13 protein-coding genes are annotated in these 15,959 nt (G+C 37.1%); 4 read left to right on the top strand and 9 right to left on the bottom strand.

Annotated elements, in window-relative coordinates:
• Window positions 1-54: 54 nt before the first annotated feature.
• On the bottom strand, window positions 55-447 hold the full coding sequence (locus AC07N0_RS20925; protein WP_309922962.1) for a TraR/DksA family transcriptional regulator: 393 nt from the start codon (window positions 445-447) through the stop codon (window positions 55-57).
• A gap of 418 nt (window positions 448-865) precedes the next feature.
• Here AC07N0_RS20925 and AC07N0_RS20920 point away from each other — a divergent pair, with 418 nt between their 5' ends.
• Window positions 866-2,140, top strand: a complete 1,275-nt coding sequence (locus AC07N0_RS20920; protein ID WP_309922964.1) for a Glu/Leu/Phe/Val family dehydrogenase — start codon at window positions 866-868, stop codon at window positions 2,138-2,140.
• 124 nt (window positions 2,141-2,264) lie between these two features.
• On the opposite strand, the gene AC07N0_RS20915 is transcribed toward AC07N0_RS20920, so the two are convergent.
• The 4 genes from AC07N0_RS20915 to AC07N0_RS20900 form a co-directional block, all read right to left on the bottom strand.
• Complete coding sequence (locus tag AC07N0_RS20915) at window positions 2,265-3,029, bottom strand: phosphoglycerol geranylgeranyltransferase (RefSeq protein WP_494590853.1); 765 nt, start codon at window positions 3,027-3,029, stop codon at window positions 2,265-2,267.
• On the bottom strand, window positions 3,007-3,405 hold the full coding sequence (locus AC07N0_RS20910) for a hypothetical protein (RefSeq protein WP_494590852.1): 399 nt from the start codon (window positions 3,403-3,405) through the stop codon (window positions 3,007-3,009). Before AC07N0_RS20910 ends, AC07N0_RS20915 begins: the two co-directional genes overlap by 23 nt.
• Window positions 3,406-3,544: 139 nt before the next feature.
• On the bottom strand, window positions 3,545-3,898 hold the full coding sequence (locus tag AC07N0_RS20905; RefSeq protein ID WP_494590851.1) for a phage holin family protein: 354 nt from the start codon (window positions 3,896-3,898) through the stop codon (window positions 3,545-3,547).
• A 28-nt stretch (window positions 3,899-3,926) separates the two neighbouring features.
• Window positions 3,927-5,237 (bottom strand): Nramp family divalent metal transporter, encoded by a 1,311-nt coding sequence (locus AC07N0_RS20900; RefSeq protein WP_494590850.1) that lies wholly within the window; start codon window positions 5,235-5,237, stop codon window positions 3,927-3,929.
• A gap of 176 nt (window positions 5,238-5,413) precedes the next feature.
• Here AC07N0_RS20900 and AC07N0_RS20895 point away from each other — a divergent pair, with 176 nt between their 5' ends.
• On the top strand, window positions 5,414-6,079 hold the full coding sequence (locus AC07N0_RS20895; protein WP_492801233.1) for a metal-dependent transcriptional regulator: 666 nt from the start codon (window positions 5,414-5,416) through the stop codon (window positions 6,077-6,079).
• Between the two features lie 426 nt (window positions 6,080-6,505).
• Here AC07N0_RS20895 and eutC read toward each other — a convergent pair whose 3' ends face one another.
• Together eutC and AC07N0_RS20885 are read right to left on the bottom strand one after the other, a co-directional pair.
• Window positions 6,506-7,270, bottom strand: coding sequence for an ethanolamine ammonia-lyase subunit EutC (gene eutC / locus AC07N0_RS20890; protein WP_494590849.1), 765 nt, complete (start codon window positions 7,268-7,270; stop codon window positions 6,506-6,508).
• A complete protein-coding gene (locus AC07N0_RS20885) occupies window positions 7,270-8,595 on the bottom strand; it encodes an ethanolamine ammonia-lyase subunit EutB (protein ID WP_494590848.1) in 1,326 nt (441 codons plus the stop codon). Before AC07N0_RS20885 ends, eutC begins: the two co-directional genes overlap by 1 nt.
• Before the next feature lie 278 nt (window positions 8,596-8,873).
• Here AC07N0_RS20885 and AC07N0_RS20880 point away from each other — a divergent pair, with 278 nt between their 5' ends.
• Entirely contained in the window at window positions 8,874-11,684 is a 2,811-nt protein-coding gene (locus AC07N0_RS20880; protein ID WP_494590847.1) for a M16 family metallopeptidase, read from the top strand.
• Window positions 11,685-11,925: 241 nt separating this feature from the next.
• The gene (locus AC07N0_RS20875; protein WP_492801229.1) at window positions 11,926-13,464 is read left to right on the top strand and encodes a YifB family Mg chelatase-like AAA ATPase; all 1,539 of its coding nucleotides are present in this window, start codon (window positions 11,926-11,928) and stop codon (window positions 13,462-13,464) included.
• Window positions 13,465-13,518: 54 nt separating this feature from the next.
• Here the strand turns inward: AC07N0_RS20875 and trpA are convergent, their stop codons facing one another.
• Window positions 13,519-14,298, bottom strand: coding sequence for a tryptophan synthase subunit alpha (gene trpA, locus AC07N0_RS20870; protein WP_494590846.1), 780 nt, complete (start codon window positions 14,296-14,298; stop codon window positions 13,519-13,521).
• Window positions 14,299-14,375: 77 nt separating this feature from the next.
• Window positions 14,376-15,737 (bottom strand): UDP-N-acetylmuramate--L-alanine ligase, encoded by a 1,362-nt coding sequence (locus AC07N0_RS20865; RefSeq protein ID WP_494590845.1) that lies wholly within the window; start codon window positions 15,735-15,737, stop codon window positions 14,376-14,378.
• Window positions 15,738-15,959: the final 222 nt, after the last annotated feature.

Here is a 15,959-nt window from a genome sequence, read left to right as displayed (position 1 = left end):
GATTTTATTAGAAAAACTCTATCATCAATAATACTAAAATTGCCTTTCAGATAATTAGCGTTGTTTCATCAACTTCGCTTCAATTGTCTGTTGTGTATGAGGTACAGCTCTTAAACGTTCTTTAGGAATCAATTTTCCAGTATCGATACATACACCATAAGTGCCATTTTTGATACGGATTAAAGCATTCTCTAACTGAGTAGCAAATTTTTGCAAACGTGCTGCTAATTGGCTCATACTTTCTTTTTCAGAAGTATCAGCACCATCTTCCATTGGCTTAGAGCTACCTGCTGTCACATCTGTTCCCGGATCATTACGTTTGTGTAATGCTTCACGAATGTAGTTTAACTCGCCACGTGCATCTTCCAATTTGTTAGTGATAAGCACTTCAAATTCTTTTAGCTCTTCCTCAGAGTATCGCGTTTTTTCTTCTACAATTGTGTTCATATTCAATTGGGCTGTTTGGGTTGAATATTAAATTAATAGCATTTAAAATTTTTGCAAAGATAAGTTGTTGATTTTAAAATTTGCAATATTTCAAGAATAAATTAAATTTTTCTAAAATTTTATAATTCCTTAATTTTAAGAATTAACCAACGATTATTTGGCAAACGCATCTATCTTCCATAAAGTTAAAAAGCAAAAAGCAAAAATACCTCAAATTTATGTTTTTTGATTAAAAATCAGGTATTTATACTTACATACAAAGTACTTGTTTTTGTCGTTTCAAGTGTGTTATGTTTGTGCATAATCAACAAAAACAAATCTCAAGGCCTGATTACCACTTATTTAGAGAAAAACAGGAAATAGTATTTTCCTAATATTTCAATCTCCTATAATAATGGTAGTCGGATATATAAAAACAATGACTTATTTAGAGCCCGCTCCTATCAAGGACAAAGAAAACCCGCTAGAATCCATGATGCAACGCTTTGACAAAGCAGTTGAATTATTGGGAATTTCTGATGAAATGTATTATATCCTTAAAGTCCCTGCCCGTCAGGTAACAGTGGGATTACCCATCACAATGGATAATGGAAGTATTAAGGTATTTGAAGGCTACCGTGTGATACACTCTAATATCCTTGGGCCATCAAAAGGAGGAATTCGTTTTGACCCTGCTGTAAATATTGATGAAGTACGCGCATTAGCTGCTTGGATGACATGGAAATGTGCTGTAGTAGATATTCCTTATGGCGGAGCAAAAGGTGGTATCGCTTGCAATCCTCGTGAAATGTCGGCTGGCGAGATGGAACGTTTAATGCGTGCTTATACAGTATCGATGTTAGATGTGTTTGGTCCAGACAGAGACATTCCCGCACCAGATATGGGTACTGGCCCTCGCGAAATGGCTTGGTTAATGGATGAATACTCTAAAGCAAAAGGAATGACGGTCAATGCTGTTGTAACAGGTAAACCTTTGGTTTTGGGTGGTTCGTTAGGTCGTACAGAAGCAACAGGTCGTGGCGTAATGGTTTCAGCTTTGGCAGGCATGGATAAACTTAAAATCAACCCTTATAAATCTACTGCCGCCGTTCAGGGTTTTGGTAATGTGGGTTCGCATGCAGCTAGTTTATTGCATGAACGTGGTGTAATGATAAAAGCAATTTCTGATATTTCTGGTGCTTATTACAACGAGAACGGTATCGATATTGAAGGTGCTATTAAATTCAGAGACTTAAACAAAGGCACATTAGCAAATTTCCCTGGAGCTGAAAGAATCTCGAATGAAGAGCTATTGACTTTAGACGTGGATGTATTAGTACCTGCTGCTAAAGAAGATGTCATTACTATCGAAAACGCACCTTATATTCAAGCAAAATTGATTGTTGAAGGAGCCAATGGCCCAACGTCTGCTTCTGCTGATGATATTATTAATGAAAAAGGAATATTAGTAGTGCCAGATATTCTAGCGAATGCTGGTGGTGTTACGGTATCTTATTTTGAATGGGTTCAAAACCGTATGGGTTATAAATGGAATCTCGATCGTATCAATCGTCGTTCAGATAGAATTATGAAAGATGCTTTTGATAAAGTATTCTTAACATCCCAACAGTTTAAAGTACCTATGCGTATTGCGGCTTATATCGTGGCTATCAAAAAGGTTGCCGATACTTATAAATTCCGTGGAGGGTATTAAAAATATTTTTCTGTTATTCCTAGCGAGTGACTTAAGTCACTCGCTAGGAATAACAGAAGTTTAAACTGTTTACACCGTGATCTGTGTGCCACAGACCACGGTTAAGCTTATTTTATTGCCATTCCTAAGCAAGTGAATTCACTTCATTGAAGCTCCTTACAGTTTTAGCAATATCTTTGATTAATTCTATTCGTTCTTCAATAGCATTTCCAACCACGATAATATCTGCACCCGCCCTTAAAGCATCATGCGCTTTTTTAGCAGTATTTATTCCTCCTCCTACGATAATAGGTACATCCACAGATTGTTGTACTGCGGCAATCATTTCTGGCGAAACAGCATTATATGCTCCTGAACCCGCATCCATATAGATTAATTTCAACCCTAACATTTCACCTGCCATAGCCGTACAAGCGGCAATACTTGGTTTGTCGTGCGGAATGGGTGTGGTATTAGAAATATACGAAACTGTAGTTTGGCGACCGCTATCAATAATCATATAGCCCGTCGGTAATACTTCTATGCCGCTTCTTTTCAGAATAGGGGCAGAAATTACTTGTTGACCTATCAGGTAATCAGGGTTTCTACCCGAAATCAAAGACAGAAATAATACACCATCTACTTTATTATTAAGATGCAAGCTATTACCAGGAAATAGCACCACTGGTATATCACAATTAGCCTTAATATCCGTAATTACCTTTTCCATGATAAAGCTAGTAATTAAACTACCGCCCACAAAAAAGAAATCTACTGCTTGCTCTTTACTTAAGCTTATTAAATGCGAAAAGCTGTCATCATTGACTTTGTCGGGGTCAATCAAGACAGCAAATGCTTTTTTGCCTTGAGCTTTCAGCTCATAAAATTTATTGAGAAGATTTCTCTGCATAATTTTCTTTTAAAATCGAAAGGGCTTCTATGATTTTATCTTTGGCAATGGCCATTAAAAATGACAACATATACCCTTTGATAGATGAAACAAGCCACGATTCTTTCGCTTTTTCTTTTTTTACAATAACAGGTAAATTACCGTTTTCTGATATTTTGGCAGATACTTTTTTTTCATCATCCGAGGTCAAATAGCTAAATAGTAAATAACTAGTAGCTAAAACACCACCAATGATAAGGGCTCTCGTACCTATACGAGTAGCTTCTGATTTAAGGTTGCTAACCTGTCCATCAATCGTTTCTTTATATGCTTTCGCTTCTAAATGTAATTGTCGCTTACGTTCAGAGATTTTTTTGGGGCTAACTGCTGGAAACATAATCTTTACGTTATTCTGTTATTGTCCGAGTAAATTCATTGCACAAATCGCTGACACAATAACTGTGTACGTATCTAAAACTATTCAAAAGTAATAAAAATTGCTTTTTTGCGTAAAAATTTAAAGAAAGAATTATCTTTTAATTTTCTTGAAAGTTGGATTGAGTTTCTACTTCGATACTTTCTGTAATTGTATCAGGTTTTAGTAGTTTTTTTCCAAGATAAAAAACAAATGTTATCACAATGGCTAGGAAAACTGTAACTGCTAGAAAACCAAGGTATTCGCTTTTGAAAACATGGTTTAAAAATAATGCCAAAGTAAGAAGGAAGAATAAGAGAAGTAACAAGCCAGATAATACAAGGATTGCTCCGATAATCAATTTTTTAATCGTTTCCTGAACTCTTTCTTCTACTTCAAGTTTTGCAATTTCTACATACGTTTGTACATACTTATAGATGTTGTCAATCAATCCGTTTGTCTCTGGTATTTTCATGGCTTAGTTATTTTTGCAATACAAATAACTAAAAAATAGTATCCCAAAGCAAATATCCATTTAATACAATGATAATAATTACGACAATCCAAGAACAGATTTTCATAAATGTAGAATTAACAAATTCACCCATCTGAGTTTTATCATTTGTGAAAAGAATCAAAGGTACTACCGCAAAACTAAGTTGCAATGATAATATCACTTGGCTAAGTACCAGTAATTCGCCCGTTCCTCTTTCTCCATAAAGTATCGTTACTATCAAAGCAGGAATCACTGCTATTAAGCGCGTTATTAGTCTTCTCAACCATGGCTTTAATCTCAAATTCAAAAAGCCTTCCATCACGATTTGCCCTGCTAACGTACCTGTTAACGTAGAGTTTTGTCCAGAAGCCAATAAAGCTACAGCAAAAAATATTCCAGCAAACTTTACCCCCAAAACTGGGTCAAGCAAGTGATAAGCATCGTTGATATCTGCCACATTTTGATTTCCTGTATGGTGGAACGTAGCGGCAGAAATGATTAAAATAGCAGCGTTGATAAAGAATGCTATTGATAACGATAAGTTTGAGTCTATCGTCGCAAAAAATATTGCAGAGCGTTTACCTTCACTATTTTTTTCAAAATTTCGGGTTTGAACAATACTAGAATGTAGGTATAAATTATGAGGCATTACCGTAGCACCCAAGATACCAATGGCAACGTACAGCATTTCAGGGTTAGTCAGGATTTCAGGTTTAGGTAAAATATTCCCGAAAATTTCTTTGATGGAAGGTTGAGATACAAATATCTCATACCCGAAACAACAAAAAATCATAAAGATTAATCCTGCCACAATAGATTCTAGTGTTCTAAATCCCTTTCCTTGGAAATATAAGAGTACCAAGACATCTAAAACGGTAATTACGACTCCTACTGAGAGGGGTAGACCAAAAAGTAAATTAATAGCTATTGCAGAACCTATGACTTCTGCTAAATCGCAAGCGGCGATGGCAATCTCGCACAAAACCCATAGTGTGATGGCAACAGGTTTTGAATAAGCATGGCGACAAGCCTGTGCTAGGTCTCGTCCTGTGGCAATTCCTAGTTTTAATGATAGATGCTGGAGTAGCATCGCAAAAATATTAGAAATAAGGATTACCGAAATGAGTGTATAGCCAAATTTTGCACCCCCAGCAATATCTGTTGCCCAGTTTCCAGGGTCCATGTACCCCACTGCAACCATTAAGCCTGGGCCTGTAAAAGCCCATAGTTTTTTGGAAAAAGAACCATTTTTAGGCACTTGTATTGAACCATATACTTCTGGTAACGACTGATTTATAATTGTATTTTTAAGGTCCATGCTAAATATTGTATTAAATTGTAAGGGGCTGACTTAGATATATAACGTAAATTTATTTTTTGTTCACTACAATTCAAAATTTATTTTTAGATTAACCTAAAATTTATTTTTTCACTTATTAAATAATATCTTTGTAATACAAACAACTACTGTTATTGTCCCAAAGAATATTTGTCATGACTTCATTCACGGAAGAAAACTACCTTAAAATAATTTATAAGCTTTCTGCGGAAACTGGCAGTGAAGTCAGTACTAATGCTGTAGCTGAACTGACGCTTACGAAAGCGGCATCGGTTTCGGATATGCTTAGAAAACTTTCTGAAAAGCAACTGGTTAATTACCAAAAATATCAGGGTGTGAGGCTGACAGAGTTGGGTGAGGCTGTGGCATTAAAGGTGATTAGAAAACACCGTTTATGGGAAGTTTTTTTAGTAGAGAAATTAGGCTTTAATTGGGATGAAGTACATGAAATTGCTGAGCAATTAGAACATATCGATTCTGAAGAGTTGGTTGAAAGACTTGACGAATTTTTAGGCTTTCCTAAGTTTGATCCACACGGTGACCCAATTCCAGATACTTTCGGAGTGATGCCTGAATTACGATATCAGAATCTGTCCGAAATTGCAGTCGGACAACATGTTGTAATGGTTGGGGTATCTGAACACTCCCCTACCTTTTTACAGTACTTGGCCAAGATAGGCCTAACTCTAGGTTGCCACATTGTCGTAAAGGAATTGAATGAATTTGATAAATCGCTATGTGTTAGTCTTGGGGAAACCTCTAATCATTTCATTAGCCACGAAGTAGCCAAGAATCTGTTAGTAAAAAGTATCAAAAATTGATTTTGAATAAAAACATAAAAAAAACCTAACAACGCCGCCACGTTATTAGGTTAAAAAATCTGCGTTCTATGAACACATTACAAAGATAGAAAAAATGGAGTTTAAGTCAAGCATTTTCAAAGAAATCCTTGTATAAACTTATAAAATATTACACGAACCAAGAATATTTCTTTATGAACTCCACGAATTTGTTTACGAAACGGCAAATTCTTTCTATCTAAATTTTATTAATTAGTTTTTTTGATAATTAATTGCTTGTAAGCAACCCATCTTTACAAAACTATTTTCAGATTTAATATTGTATTTTCTTGTTTGCAATATTAACTTATGTTAATTCCCTGAAAAATTCTTTGTTATCCCTTTTTTTGCCCATCATTAGCATTTATAATTTTAGCCAATCTTTACTACACAAAAAGACTCAATTTTTTAAAGTAATTTATGATTACCCATCTCGTCTTTTAGTTGTACGCCGCTTATTTTTTTTCCTCTTATTTCATTCAAAAGATAAAAAATCTTTTCTGAGGCTAGCGCATAATTTAATCCTTCCGGACGAATATTGGAGACACAATTTCTACTTTCGTCAGTCAGTCCCAATTGAGGTTGGTAAGTAATATAAGCGCCCATACTATCTGATGAAGTAAGCCCTGGGCGTTCGCCAATTAAAATAACGACGATGTTTGCCTTTAATAAAAAGCCTATCTCATCAGCAATCGCTACTCTCCCTTGTTCAACAATACAAATCGGTGCAATCTTCCAATTATCAGCTTGAAGTTTCGGAAGTAATCGTTGTAGAAAAGGAAAGGAATGTTCGTTAATAGCTTTCGCCGAAAGTCCATCTGCAATGACAAAACAAATGTCAGATGCAGAAGCCTCTTTTTCAATCAATGTTTCTCTAGATAGTTGGCAAATAGTTCTTCCTAAGTCGGGACGTTGAAGATATTGTGAGCGAGATTTCACCTCACTTTGCAAGGGTAATACTTCTATCTTAAATTTTGACATAAAAGCCTCTTGCAAACTGCTTATCTGAATTTCAGAATAAACAGCATCTCGTGCCTGAGCATGGTCGGATTGAAATTTCAATAATTCAGCAGTGGGCAAACTATGCCCAGCTCTCCCACGAGCAATGCGAGCGGGTGTATAGTTTTGTAAAAATTGCCATTGGTCGGCAGATACTGTTTTATTTATTTCCATTATCCTTCAATAAATCCAGTTACACTGCTGATTAATTGTTTATTTCCTGATTTCAAGCTCATTTTTTTATCAAAAATATTCATTTTCATAAGCCAAGCTTCAAACTCTGGGGCGGGTCTTAAACCTAATAAATGTCTGATATAAAGCGCATCATGAAAAGAAGTACTTTGGTAATGCAACATCACATCGTCTGCACCCGGAACGCCCATGATAAAATTACAACCAGCTGCACCTAATAGCGTCAGTAAAGTATCCATATCATCTTGGTCGGCTTCGGCATGATTGGTATAGCAAACATCTACACCCATTGGTAGCCCTAACAGTTTTCCACAAAAATGGTCTTCAAGACCTGCTCGAATAATCTGTTTGCCATTATACAAATACTCTGGGCCAATAAAACCTACTACTGTATTGACCAATAAAGGATTGAAATGCCTCGCTACTGCATACGCACGGGTTTCACAAGTTTGTTGGTCTAAGCCATGATGCGCATTTGCCGAAAGCGAACTCCCCTGCCCTGTTTCAAAGTACATTAAATTATTGCCTATTGTACCGCGTTTCAGCGAAAGCCCTGCTTCATAGCCTTCTTGCAAAATATTCAGGTTTACTCCAAACGAAGTATTGGTGGCTTCTGTGCCTCCAATAGACTGAAATACTAAATCGACGGGCGCATTTTGTTCTATCGCTTGAATGGTCGTAGTGATATGGCTAAGAATACAAGACTGCATCGGAATATCAAAGCGTTGACGAACACCATCTAACATATCGAGCAACCGAATAACGGTTGGAACATTATCAGTAGCTGGGTTGATACCGATAACAGCATCACCACTGCCATAAAAAAGTCCGTCAATCATACTGGCAGCAATTCCTTTAAAATCGTCAGTGGGGTGATTGGGTTGTAAGCGAGTAGAGAAATGGCCTTTTATGCCGATGGTATTTCTGAACTGCGTAATTACTTCACATTTTGAAGCAACAGTCACTAAGTCTTGAATACGCATTAGTTTACTAACAGCCGCTACCATCTCGGGGGTTAATCCCTTTTGCAAAGCTTGGAGAACCTTGGTATCAGTGGTTTCTTCCAACAAAAAATTCCTAAAATCTCCGACGGTTAAATGACTGATTGTACTAAAAGCTTTTATATCGTGAGTGTCGATGATTAACCGTGTAATTTCATCTTGTTCGTAAGGGACTAGGTGTTCTGTCAAAAACGTTTTCAAAGGCACCTCCGCTAAGGCCATTTGTGCTGCTACACGTTCTTCCGCTGAATGGGCAGCAACGCCTGCTAGTTCATCCCCAGAACGCAAAGGACTGGCCTTTGCCATTAAGGTTTTTAGGGTTGCAAAGTGATAAATATGGTTTCGAATACAGGCTTGATACATAGATTATCATTTTTAGCTTAGTCAATACAAAGAAACGCTATTTTATCATTCGCTCCATGATAATTTTTTCATATCAACCCCGTTATTCTACATCGGTAATGCTATCTTGCATTTTTATTAAATCTTTCATCAAATTTGTGTTTATTATTTGTGTAGCCCCAAGATAGAATAAACATTAAAATAAGCATCTTCTCTACGGGGTTAGAGAATTATCTATTATCATGAAAAAAATTACAACCCTTATCGCTGTTGTAGCACTGAGTTACTTCTCGGGATTTACGGCGATAGCTCAAGAAGATTTGAGTAAAAAGCTCCTTCCCATGGACCCAAAAGTAAAAGTAGGGGTTCTTCCAAACGGACTTAAGTATTATATCATGAAAAACGCTGAGCCTAAAAATAGAGCACAGTTGCGTTTGATAGTAAAGGCGGGGTCTGTATTGGAAAATGATGCGCAACAAGGGCTTGCACACTTTATGGAGCACATGAATTTTAATGGCACTAAAAACTTTCCCAAAAATGAGTTAGTTGATTTCCTTCAAAAATCTGGTGTACGCTTTGGAGCAGACTTAAATGCTTATACAGGTTTTGATGAAACAGTATATATGTTGCCAGTTCCAACGGATTCTATAGAAGTATTTAAAAAGGGTATTCAGATTCTGGAAGATTGGGCTCATAATGCTACATTAGACCCTACTGAAATCGACAAAGAAAGAGGCGTAGTATTAGAAGAATCTCGTACAGGTAAAGGCGCTCAGGCTCGTATGCGTGATAAGTTCTTCCCTATCATTCTAAACAATTCGCAATATGCCAAACGTTTGCCTATTGGGAAAGATGATATCCTACAGAATTTCAAGTATGATGTGCTGAAACAATTTCACCAAGATTTTTATCGTCCAGATTTAGAAGCCGTAGCCGTAGTAGGTGATGTAGATGTCGCGATGGTAGAAAAAATGATTATCGAGAAATTTAGCGGTCTTCAAAATCCTGCCAATGAAAAACCAAGAACAAAGTATAAAATTGATTTGAACGGTAGTACAGATGTAGCCATCATCACCGACCCTGAGCAACCTAATACGATTGTTCAGATTATGAATAAGCAGGAAAAACGCAAAGACGTTACTTATCAAGACCGTCGCGAAGGAATGCTTCGTTCATTATTCAATCAAATGCTTTCTGGACGTATCCAAGAGCTTACGCAAAAAGCTGATCCTCCTTTTCAATATGGTTATGCAGGTTATAGCGGATTTTTAGGAAACCTAGATGCTTTCAACACTGTGGTTGTGGCAAAAGGTGGAAATATAGAAAAAGGCTTAAAGGCAATTTTAGAAGAAGTATCTCGTGCTAAGAAATTTGGTTTTAATGCCTCTGAATTACAAAGAGCCAAAACTCAGTACATGGTAGGTCAAGAACAGGCTTATAAAGAAAAAGACAAAACAGATTCTGAACAATTAGTAGAAGGATTAGTGGGTGCTTTCTTGGAAGATGAAAACCTCACTTCAACTGAATTTGGGTATGAGTTTACCAAGCAGTATTTGGAAGGTATAAAGCTAGAAGAAGTAAATGCATTGGGTAATTTATTGATTACTGATACCAACCGTGCTGTGATTTTGATGGCTCCTGAAAAAGACAAAGCTACCTTGCCTACAGAAGCTCAAATCAGAGAATGGTTGAATTCAGCTGGAAAAGATGTAACAGCCTATGTTGACCAAACTGTCAATAAGCCTTTGATTGCGAAATTGCCGACGGGTTCTAAAGTAATTGCTACTAAACTAATTCCAGAAGTAGGTCTTACAGAATATACTTTTGCGAATGGTGTAAAGGCTGTTTTAAAACCAACAGATTTTAAAAATGATGAAATTTTGATTGGTGGTTATAGCTTTGGCGGGTCAAATTTATATGGTGCCAAAGATGCTGATAATGCTCGTGTAGCTTCTGCTATTGCCACTATTGGTGGCTTAGGAGATTTCTCTACAGTAAATCTCCGTAAAGCCTTAACAGGCAAAGTAGCGAGGGTTAGTCCATTTGTTTCAGGAACGACTGAAGGCATCTCAGGCTCTAGTAATCCTAAAGATTTAGAAACGGCATTACAGTTATTGTATAGTTATTTTACTCAGCCTCGTTTTGATGCTGATGTAGTAAAAGGTTTCTTAGCTAATCAGCGTGATGCTTTGGCTAGTCAACAAAAAACTTTGACGCCCGAGAAAGTGTATAGTGACTCTTTAACGGCAATTTTAAGCAATTATGCTCCTCGTAACTTACCAATGACGGTGGAAAGAATGGAGAAAATTGATGCTGCTCGTGCTTTCCAGATTTATAAAGAACGCTTTGCAGATGCTTCTGACTTTACATTTTTCTTTGTAGGGAATTTTAAAAATGAAGAGGTTAAGCCTTTGTTAGAGAAATACTTGGGAGGATTGCCATCAACTAAACGCAAGGAAACTTATAAAGATTTAGGTATTCGCCCACCAAAAGGAAAGGTTGAAAAAACACTTTATAAAGGTACAGAATCTAAAGCACGTGTTACATTGGTATGGTCTGGTGATTTTGATGGTACTACCGAAAGTGAAACACAGGTTGAAGCTTTATCAGAAGTATTGGAAATCAAATTGATTGAAAAATTAAGAGAGGAAGAATCAGGTGTATATGGTGTAGGTGTAAGTGGCAGTACTGCTAAGATTCCTGCTAAACGTTATAATTTCCGTATTGCTTTTGGCTGTGCTCCTGAAAACGTAGAGAAATTGGTAGCACGTACTTTGGCTGAAATTGAAAAAGTAAAAGAAAAAGGTGCTGAACAAACAGATATCGATAAGTTTAAGGTAGAAACGAAGCGTCAGACGGAAACACAATTGCGTGACAATGGTTTCTGGATGGGCTATTTACAATCTCAGTATCAAGAAGGTGACGATGTAAAATACATCTTGAAGGAAGAAGAAGCCCTTAAAAAAGTAACGGTTGAAAGTACTAAGACGGCTGCTAAAAAATACTTCGCTGATAATGTCATTAAAGTAATTATGTTGCCAGAGAAGAAGTAATTTTTTGAAGACTAAAGATTATGAGAGTTGAGGACAAAGGAAGAAATTCTTTTGTCCTCATTTTTTTAGTTAAAATAGTAGCACGAGTTTTCAACTCGTGAAAGGACAACCTCACGAGTTGAAAACTCGTGCTACAAATCATTCATAATTATTACGAATAACACCATCAAACAACGTAAAACTATCTTATCTTTGTTTAGCCAATTATTTATTCAACTAAGTTCTATAAAAACCATATTCTATGCTTGCAAAAACCTTCGGTAGTGCCGTTCATGGTGTTGATGCTACCATTATCACTGTTGAAGTGAGCGAAGGCCAAGGACAAAACTTCTTTATTGTTGGGCTTCCAGACGGAGCAGTTAAAGAATCTACTCATCGGGTGGAATCCGCCATCAAACAAACAGATTTTTTCTTTCCTCGTACCAAAGTCGTTGTAAATCTTGCTCCTGCTGATATCCGTAAAGAAGGTTCTGCTTATGATTTACCCATCGCTTTAGGGATTATCCATGCATCTGGACAAAGTAATTTAAAAAGCCTTGAAGACTACGTCATTATGGGCGAATTAGCCTTAGATGGTACTTTACGACCTATAAAAGGAGTTTTACCCATTGCTATTGAAGCCCGAAAAAAAGGCTTGAAAGGATTCATTCTTCCTATTGAAAATGCTTCAGAAGCTTCTATTGTTAATAATTTAGACATCATCGGTGTCAATACGTTAAGCGAAGCGGTTGACTTTTTGAAAGGAACACTTCAGATAGAACCTTTAGTTACTGATACTCGTGATATTTTCTTTAACTCTCAGAACAATTACGATGCAGACTTTTCGCACGTGCAAGGACAAGAAAATATTAAAAGAGCCTTAGAGATAGCCGCAGCGGGTGGACATAATGTTATTATGATTGGTCCTCCGGGTGCTGGAAAAACCATGTTGGCAAAAAGGATTCCTTCTATCCTTCCTCCGCTTTCATTACAAGAAGCCTTGGAAACCACAAAGATACACTCTGTAGCGGGGAAACTAGGGACGAAAGCTTCATTAGTTTCTACACGCCCTTATCGTTCGCCACATCATACTATTTCAGATGCCGCCTTGGTTGGTGGAGGAGGAAATCCGCAACCTGGAGAAATTTCATTAGCCCACAATGGCGTATTGTTTTTGGATGAATTACCAGAATTCAAACGTTCGGCTTTGGAAGTAATGCGTCAGCCTTTAGAAGAGCGAAAAGTATCTATTTCTAGGGCAAGATGGGCAGTAGAGTTTCCCTCAAGCTTTATGCTGATTGCTTCGATGAATCCTTGCCCTTGTGGTTATTATAACCATCCTGAAAAAGAATGTGTTTGTGGGCCAGGTGTAGTGCAAAAATACCTTAATAAAATATCGGGACCATTATTAGATAGAATCGACCTTCATGTGGAGGTAACACCCGTAAAGTTTGAACAATTATCGTCTAACAGAAAATCTGAAAGTTCTGCTGATATTCGAGAGAGGGTAATTAAAGCACGAGAAATACAAACTATTCGTTTTAAAGACCATCCTGCCATTTATTGTAACGCCATGATGCCTTCGCAAATGGTGAAAGAGATATGCGAAATTAATACGGCAGGCGTTGCTTTATTGAAAAAAGCGATGGAAAGGTTACAACTTTCGGCACGTGCTTACGACCGTATTTTAAGAGTAGCCCGTACAATATCCGACTTAGCAGGCACTGAAGACATACGTGCCGAACATTTAGCCGAAGCAATACAGTATAGAAGTTTGGATAGAGAGAACTGGGCGGGGTAGGAATGTTAGCTTTGTCAACTTTGGAAAGTTGACAAAGCTCCTGTACTAACAATTTTATTCTCCCTTCACCATTTTCACAAAGGCTTTGGTATCTCCATCTAAATCTGTTGAAGTACTTAGCATTTTAATAAAAGCACTACCTATAATAGCCCCCGCTGCATGAGAGGAAGCCTTTTTAAAGGTTTCATTATCCGAAATACCAAACCCAATCAATCGTGGGTTATTTAAATTCATGTTATTTACCCGTTCAAAATACTCTTCTTGGACATCCGAAATGCCTGATTTTGCACCTGTAGTACTTGCCGACGAAACCATATAAATAAAACCATGTGATACTTCGTCGATATGTCTGATTCTACTTTCGCTAGTTTGTGGGGTAATCAAGAAGATATTCAGAATACCATATTTATCAAAAACAGCTTTGTATTCTTCTTCATACACACTAGCAGGCATATCTGGCAAAATCAAACCATCAACACCTACTTCTTGGCATTTTTGGCAAAAAGCTTCTACTCCAAATTGTAAGACTGGGTTAATATAACCCATCAATAAGATAGGCACACTAATGCCTTCCTGACGGATACCTGCTAGTTGTTCAAACAAAAGCTTTACCGTCATTCCATTGTCGAGCGATACTTGGTTAGCTTGTTGAATAGTTTCACCATCTGCCACAGGGTCTGAATAAGGCATTCCTATTTCCACTAAGTCTGCTCCCCCATCTTGTAATGATTTCAAAATCAATTTAGTATCATTGATTTTCGGAAAGCCTGCTGTAAAATAAACGTTAAGTAAATTATTCTTTTTTACTGAAAAAAGTGCTGTAATACGGTTCATGATATGGTTTACCTCACCCCCGCCCCTCTCTGAAAAGAGCGGGACGCGTAGTCGGGCTGGGGGTGAGGTGTTATTTTTTATTGTAAAATTCCTTGAGATAATTCTTTAAAATCAAGTCCATCGAAAGTCCCTGATGACATCATTAACAAATTACTGTTACGCCATCGCTCGGCTAATAGAAAGTCTTTGAGGGAAGCATTATCTGTGAAAACTAATAAATTAGGGTTATTGAAATGAGTCTTAATATCCTCTGGCGTAATTGCTGGCAGTTTTTTATGTGCTAGCGTCTTCGGACTAAAATATACAATAGCAACATCTGCCGCATTCAATTTGTTGGCATATTCTCCTAAAAAGTCTTTGTTCAAGCTACTAAAAGTATGTAGTTCTAAACAGGCTACCAATTTACGGTTAGGAAATTGTGCTTTTACGGCCTTGGTCGTTGCTTCTACCTTAGACGGTGCATGAGCAAAATCTTTATAGATAATCGTTTCCGCATTTTCAGCGACCAATTCTAAGCGTTTGGCAGCACCTTTGAAAGATGGAATAGCTTGATAAAATTCATCCTCTTCAATACCAATCTGTGAAAGTACTAACTTAGCGCCAGTCAAATTTTTAAGGTTATGCTCTCCGAATACTTCAATGGCTAATTCTTTCTTATCGGGTAAAATCAACAATGTTTTGCCGTCTTTTACTTTGTGTGGATGGGCTGAATAAGGGAATTTTCTAACGCTTTCGTATTCTTTTGCTCCGATTTTATTGACCAATTTGTCTGTTTCATCATAAATAAAACTACCTGCCTTGGGAAGCAAGTCTGCTAGTAATTCAAACTGATGTACATAATTGTTAAAATCTGGATAGACATTGATGTGATCCCAAGCAATACCCGACATTAATACTACGTGGGGGTGATAATGTAAAAATTTAGGCTGACGGTCGATAGGTGATGATAAGTATTCATCGCCTTCAATTACAATCACAGGAGCATCCGAAAGGCTCGCCATTGTATCAAAGCCTTCTATTCTGGCACCCACCATATAGTCGAACTTGCGATGATGGTATTTCAGTACATGCAAAATCATAGAAGTAATGGTCGTTTTCCCATGACTTCCTGCAATAACTACTCTTTGTTTATGTAAACTTTGGCTATAAATAAATTCAGGATACGAATAAATTTTTATGCCTAATTCTTGGGCTTTAGCTAATTCTGGATTATCTACCCGAGCGTGCATTCCTAAAATTACACAGTCTAAATCATTCGTGATTTTATCAGGAAACCAACCTATTTCGGCAGGGAGCAAACCTTTTTCCCCCAACAGGGTTCGTGAAGGCTCATAGATTTCATCATCCGAACCTGTAATATGATAGCCTTTATTATGTAAATCAATGGCTAAATTGTGCATCGCTGCACCTCCGATAGCAATAAAATGTATTTTTTTCATGAAACCTGTTTACGGAAAGTACTCCCCGTAGAAACTAATTCTAAAAACGGAACGTTAAATATAGAATAAATCCAATTTTTATGCTTGCAAAGGTCATACTTTTATTGCACTTTTGCACGCTTTTTATGTAGCAGTTTCGTTAATAGTAAACAACAAAAATTTACCTTTACTAAAAAAACTTCTGAGATTAAGTTTCACGAAGATATAAGTATTTTTAATCAA

The sequence above is a fragment of the Arcicella sp. GW821-FHT09D11 genome (genome assembly GCF_059416265.1).
Note: the sequence above shows the minus strand (reverse complement) of the source record. Positions and strands in the feature narration are given on the sequence as shown.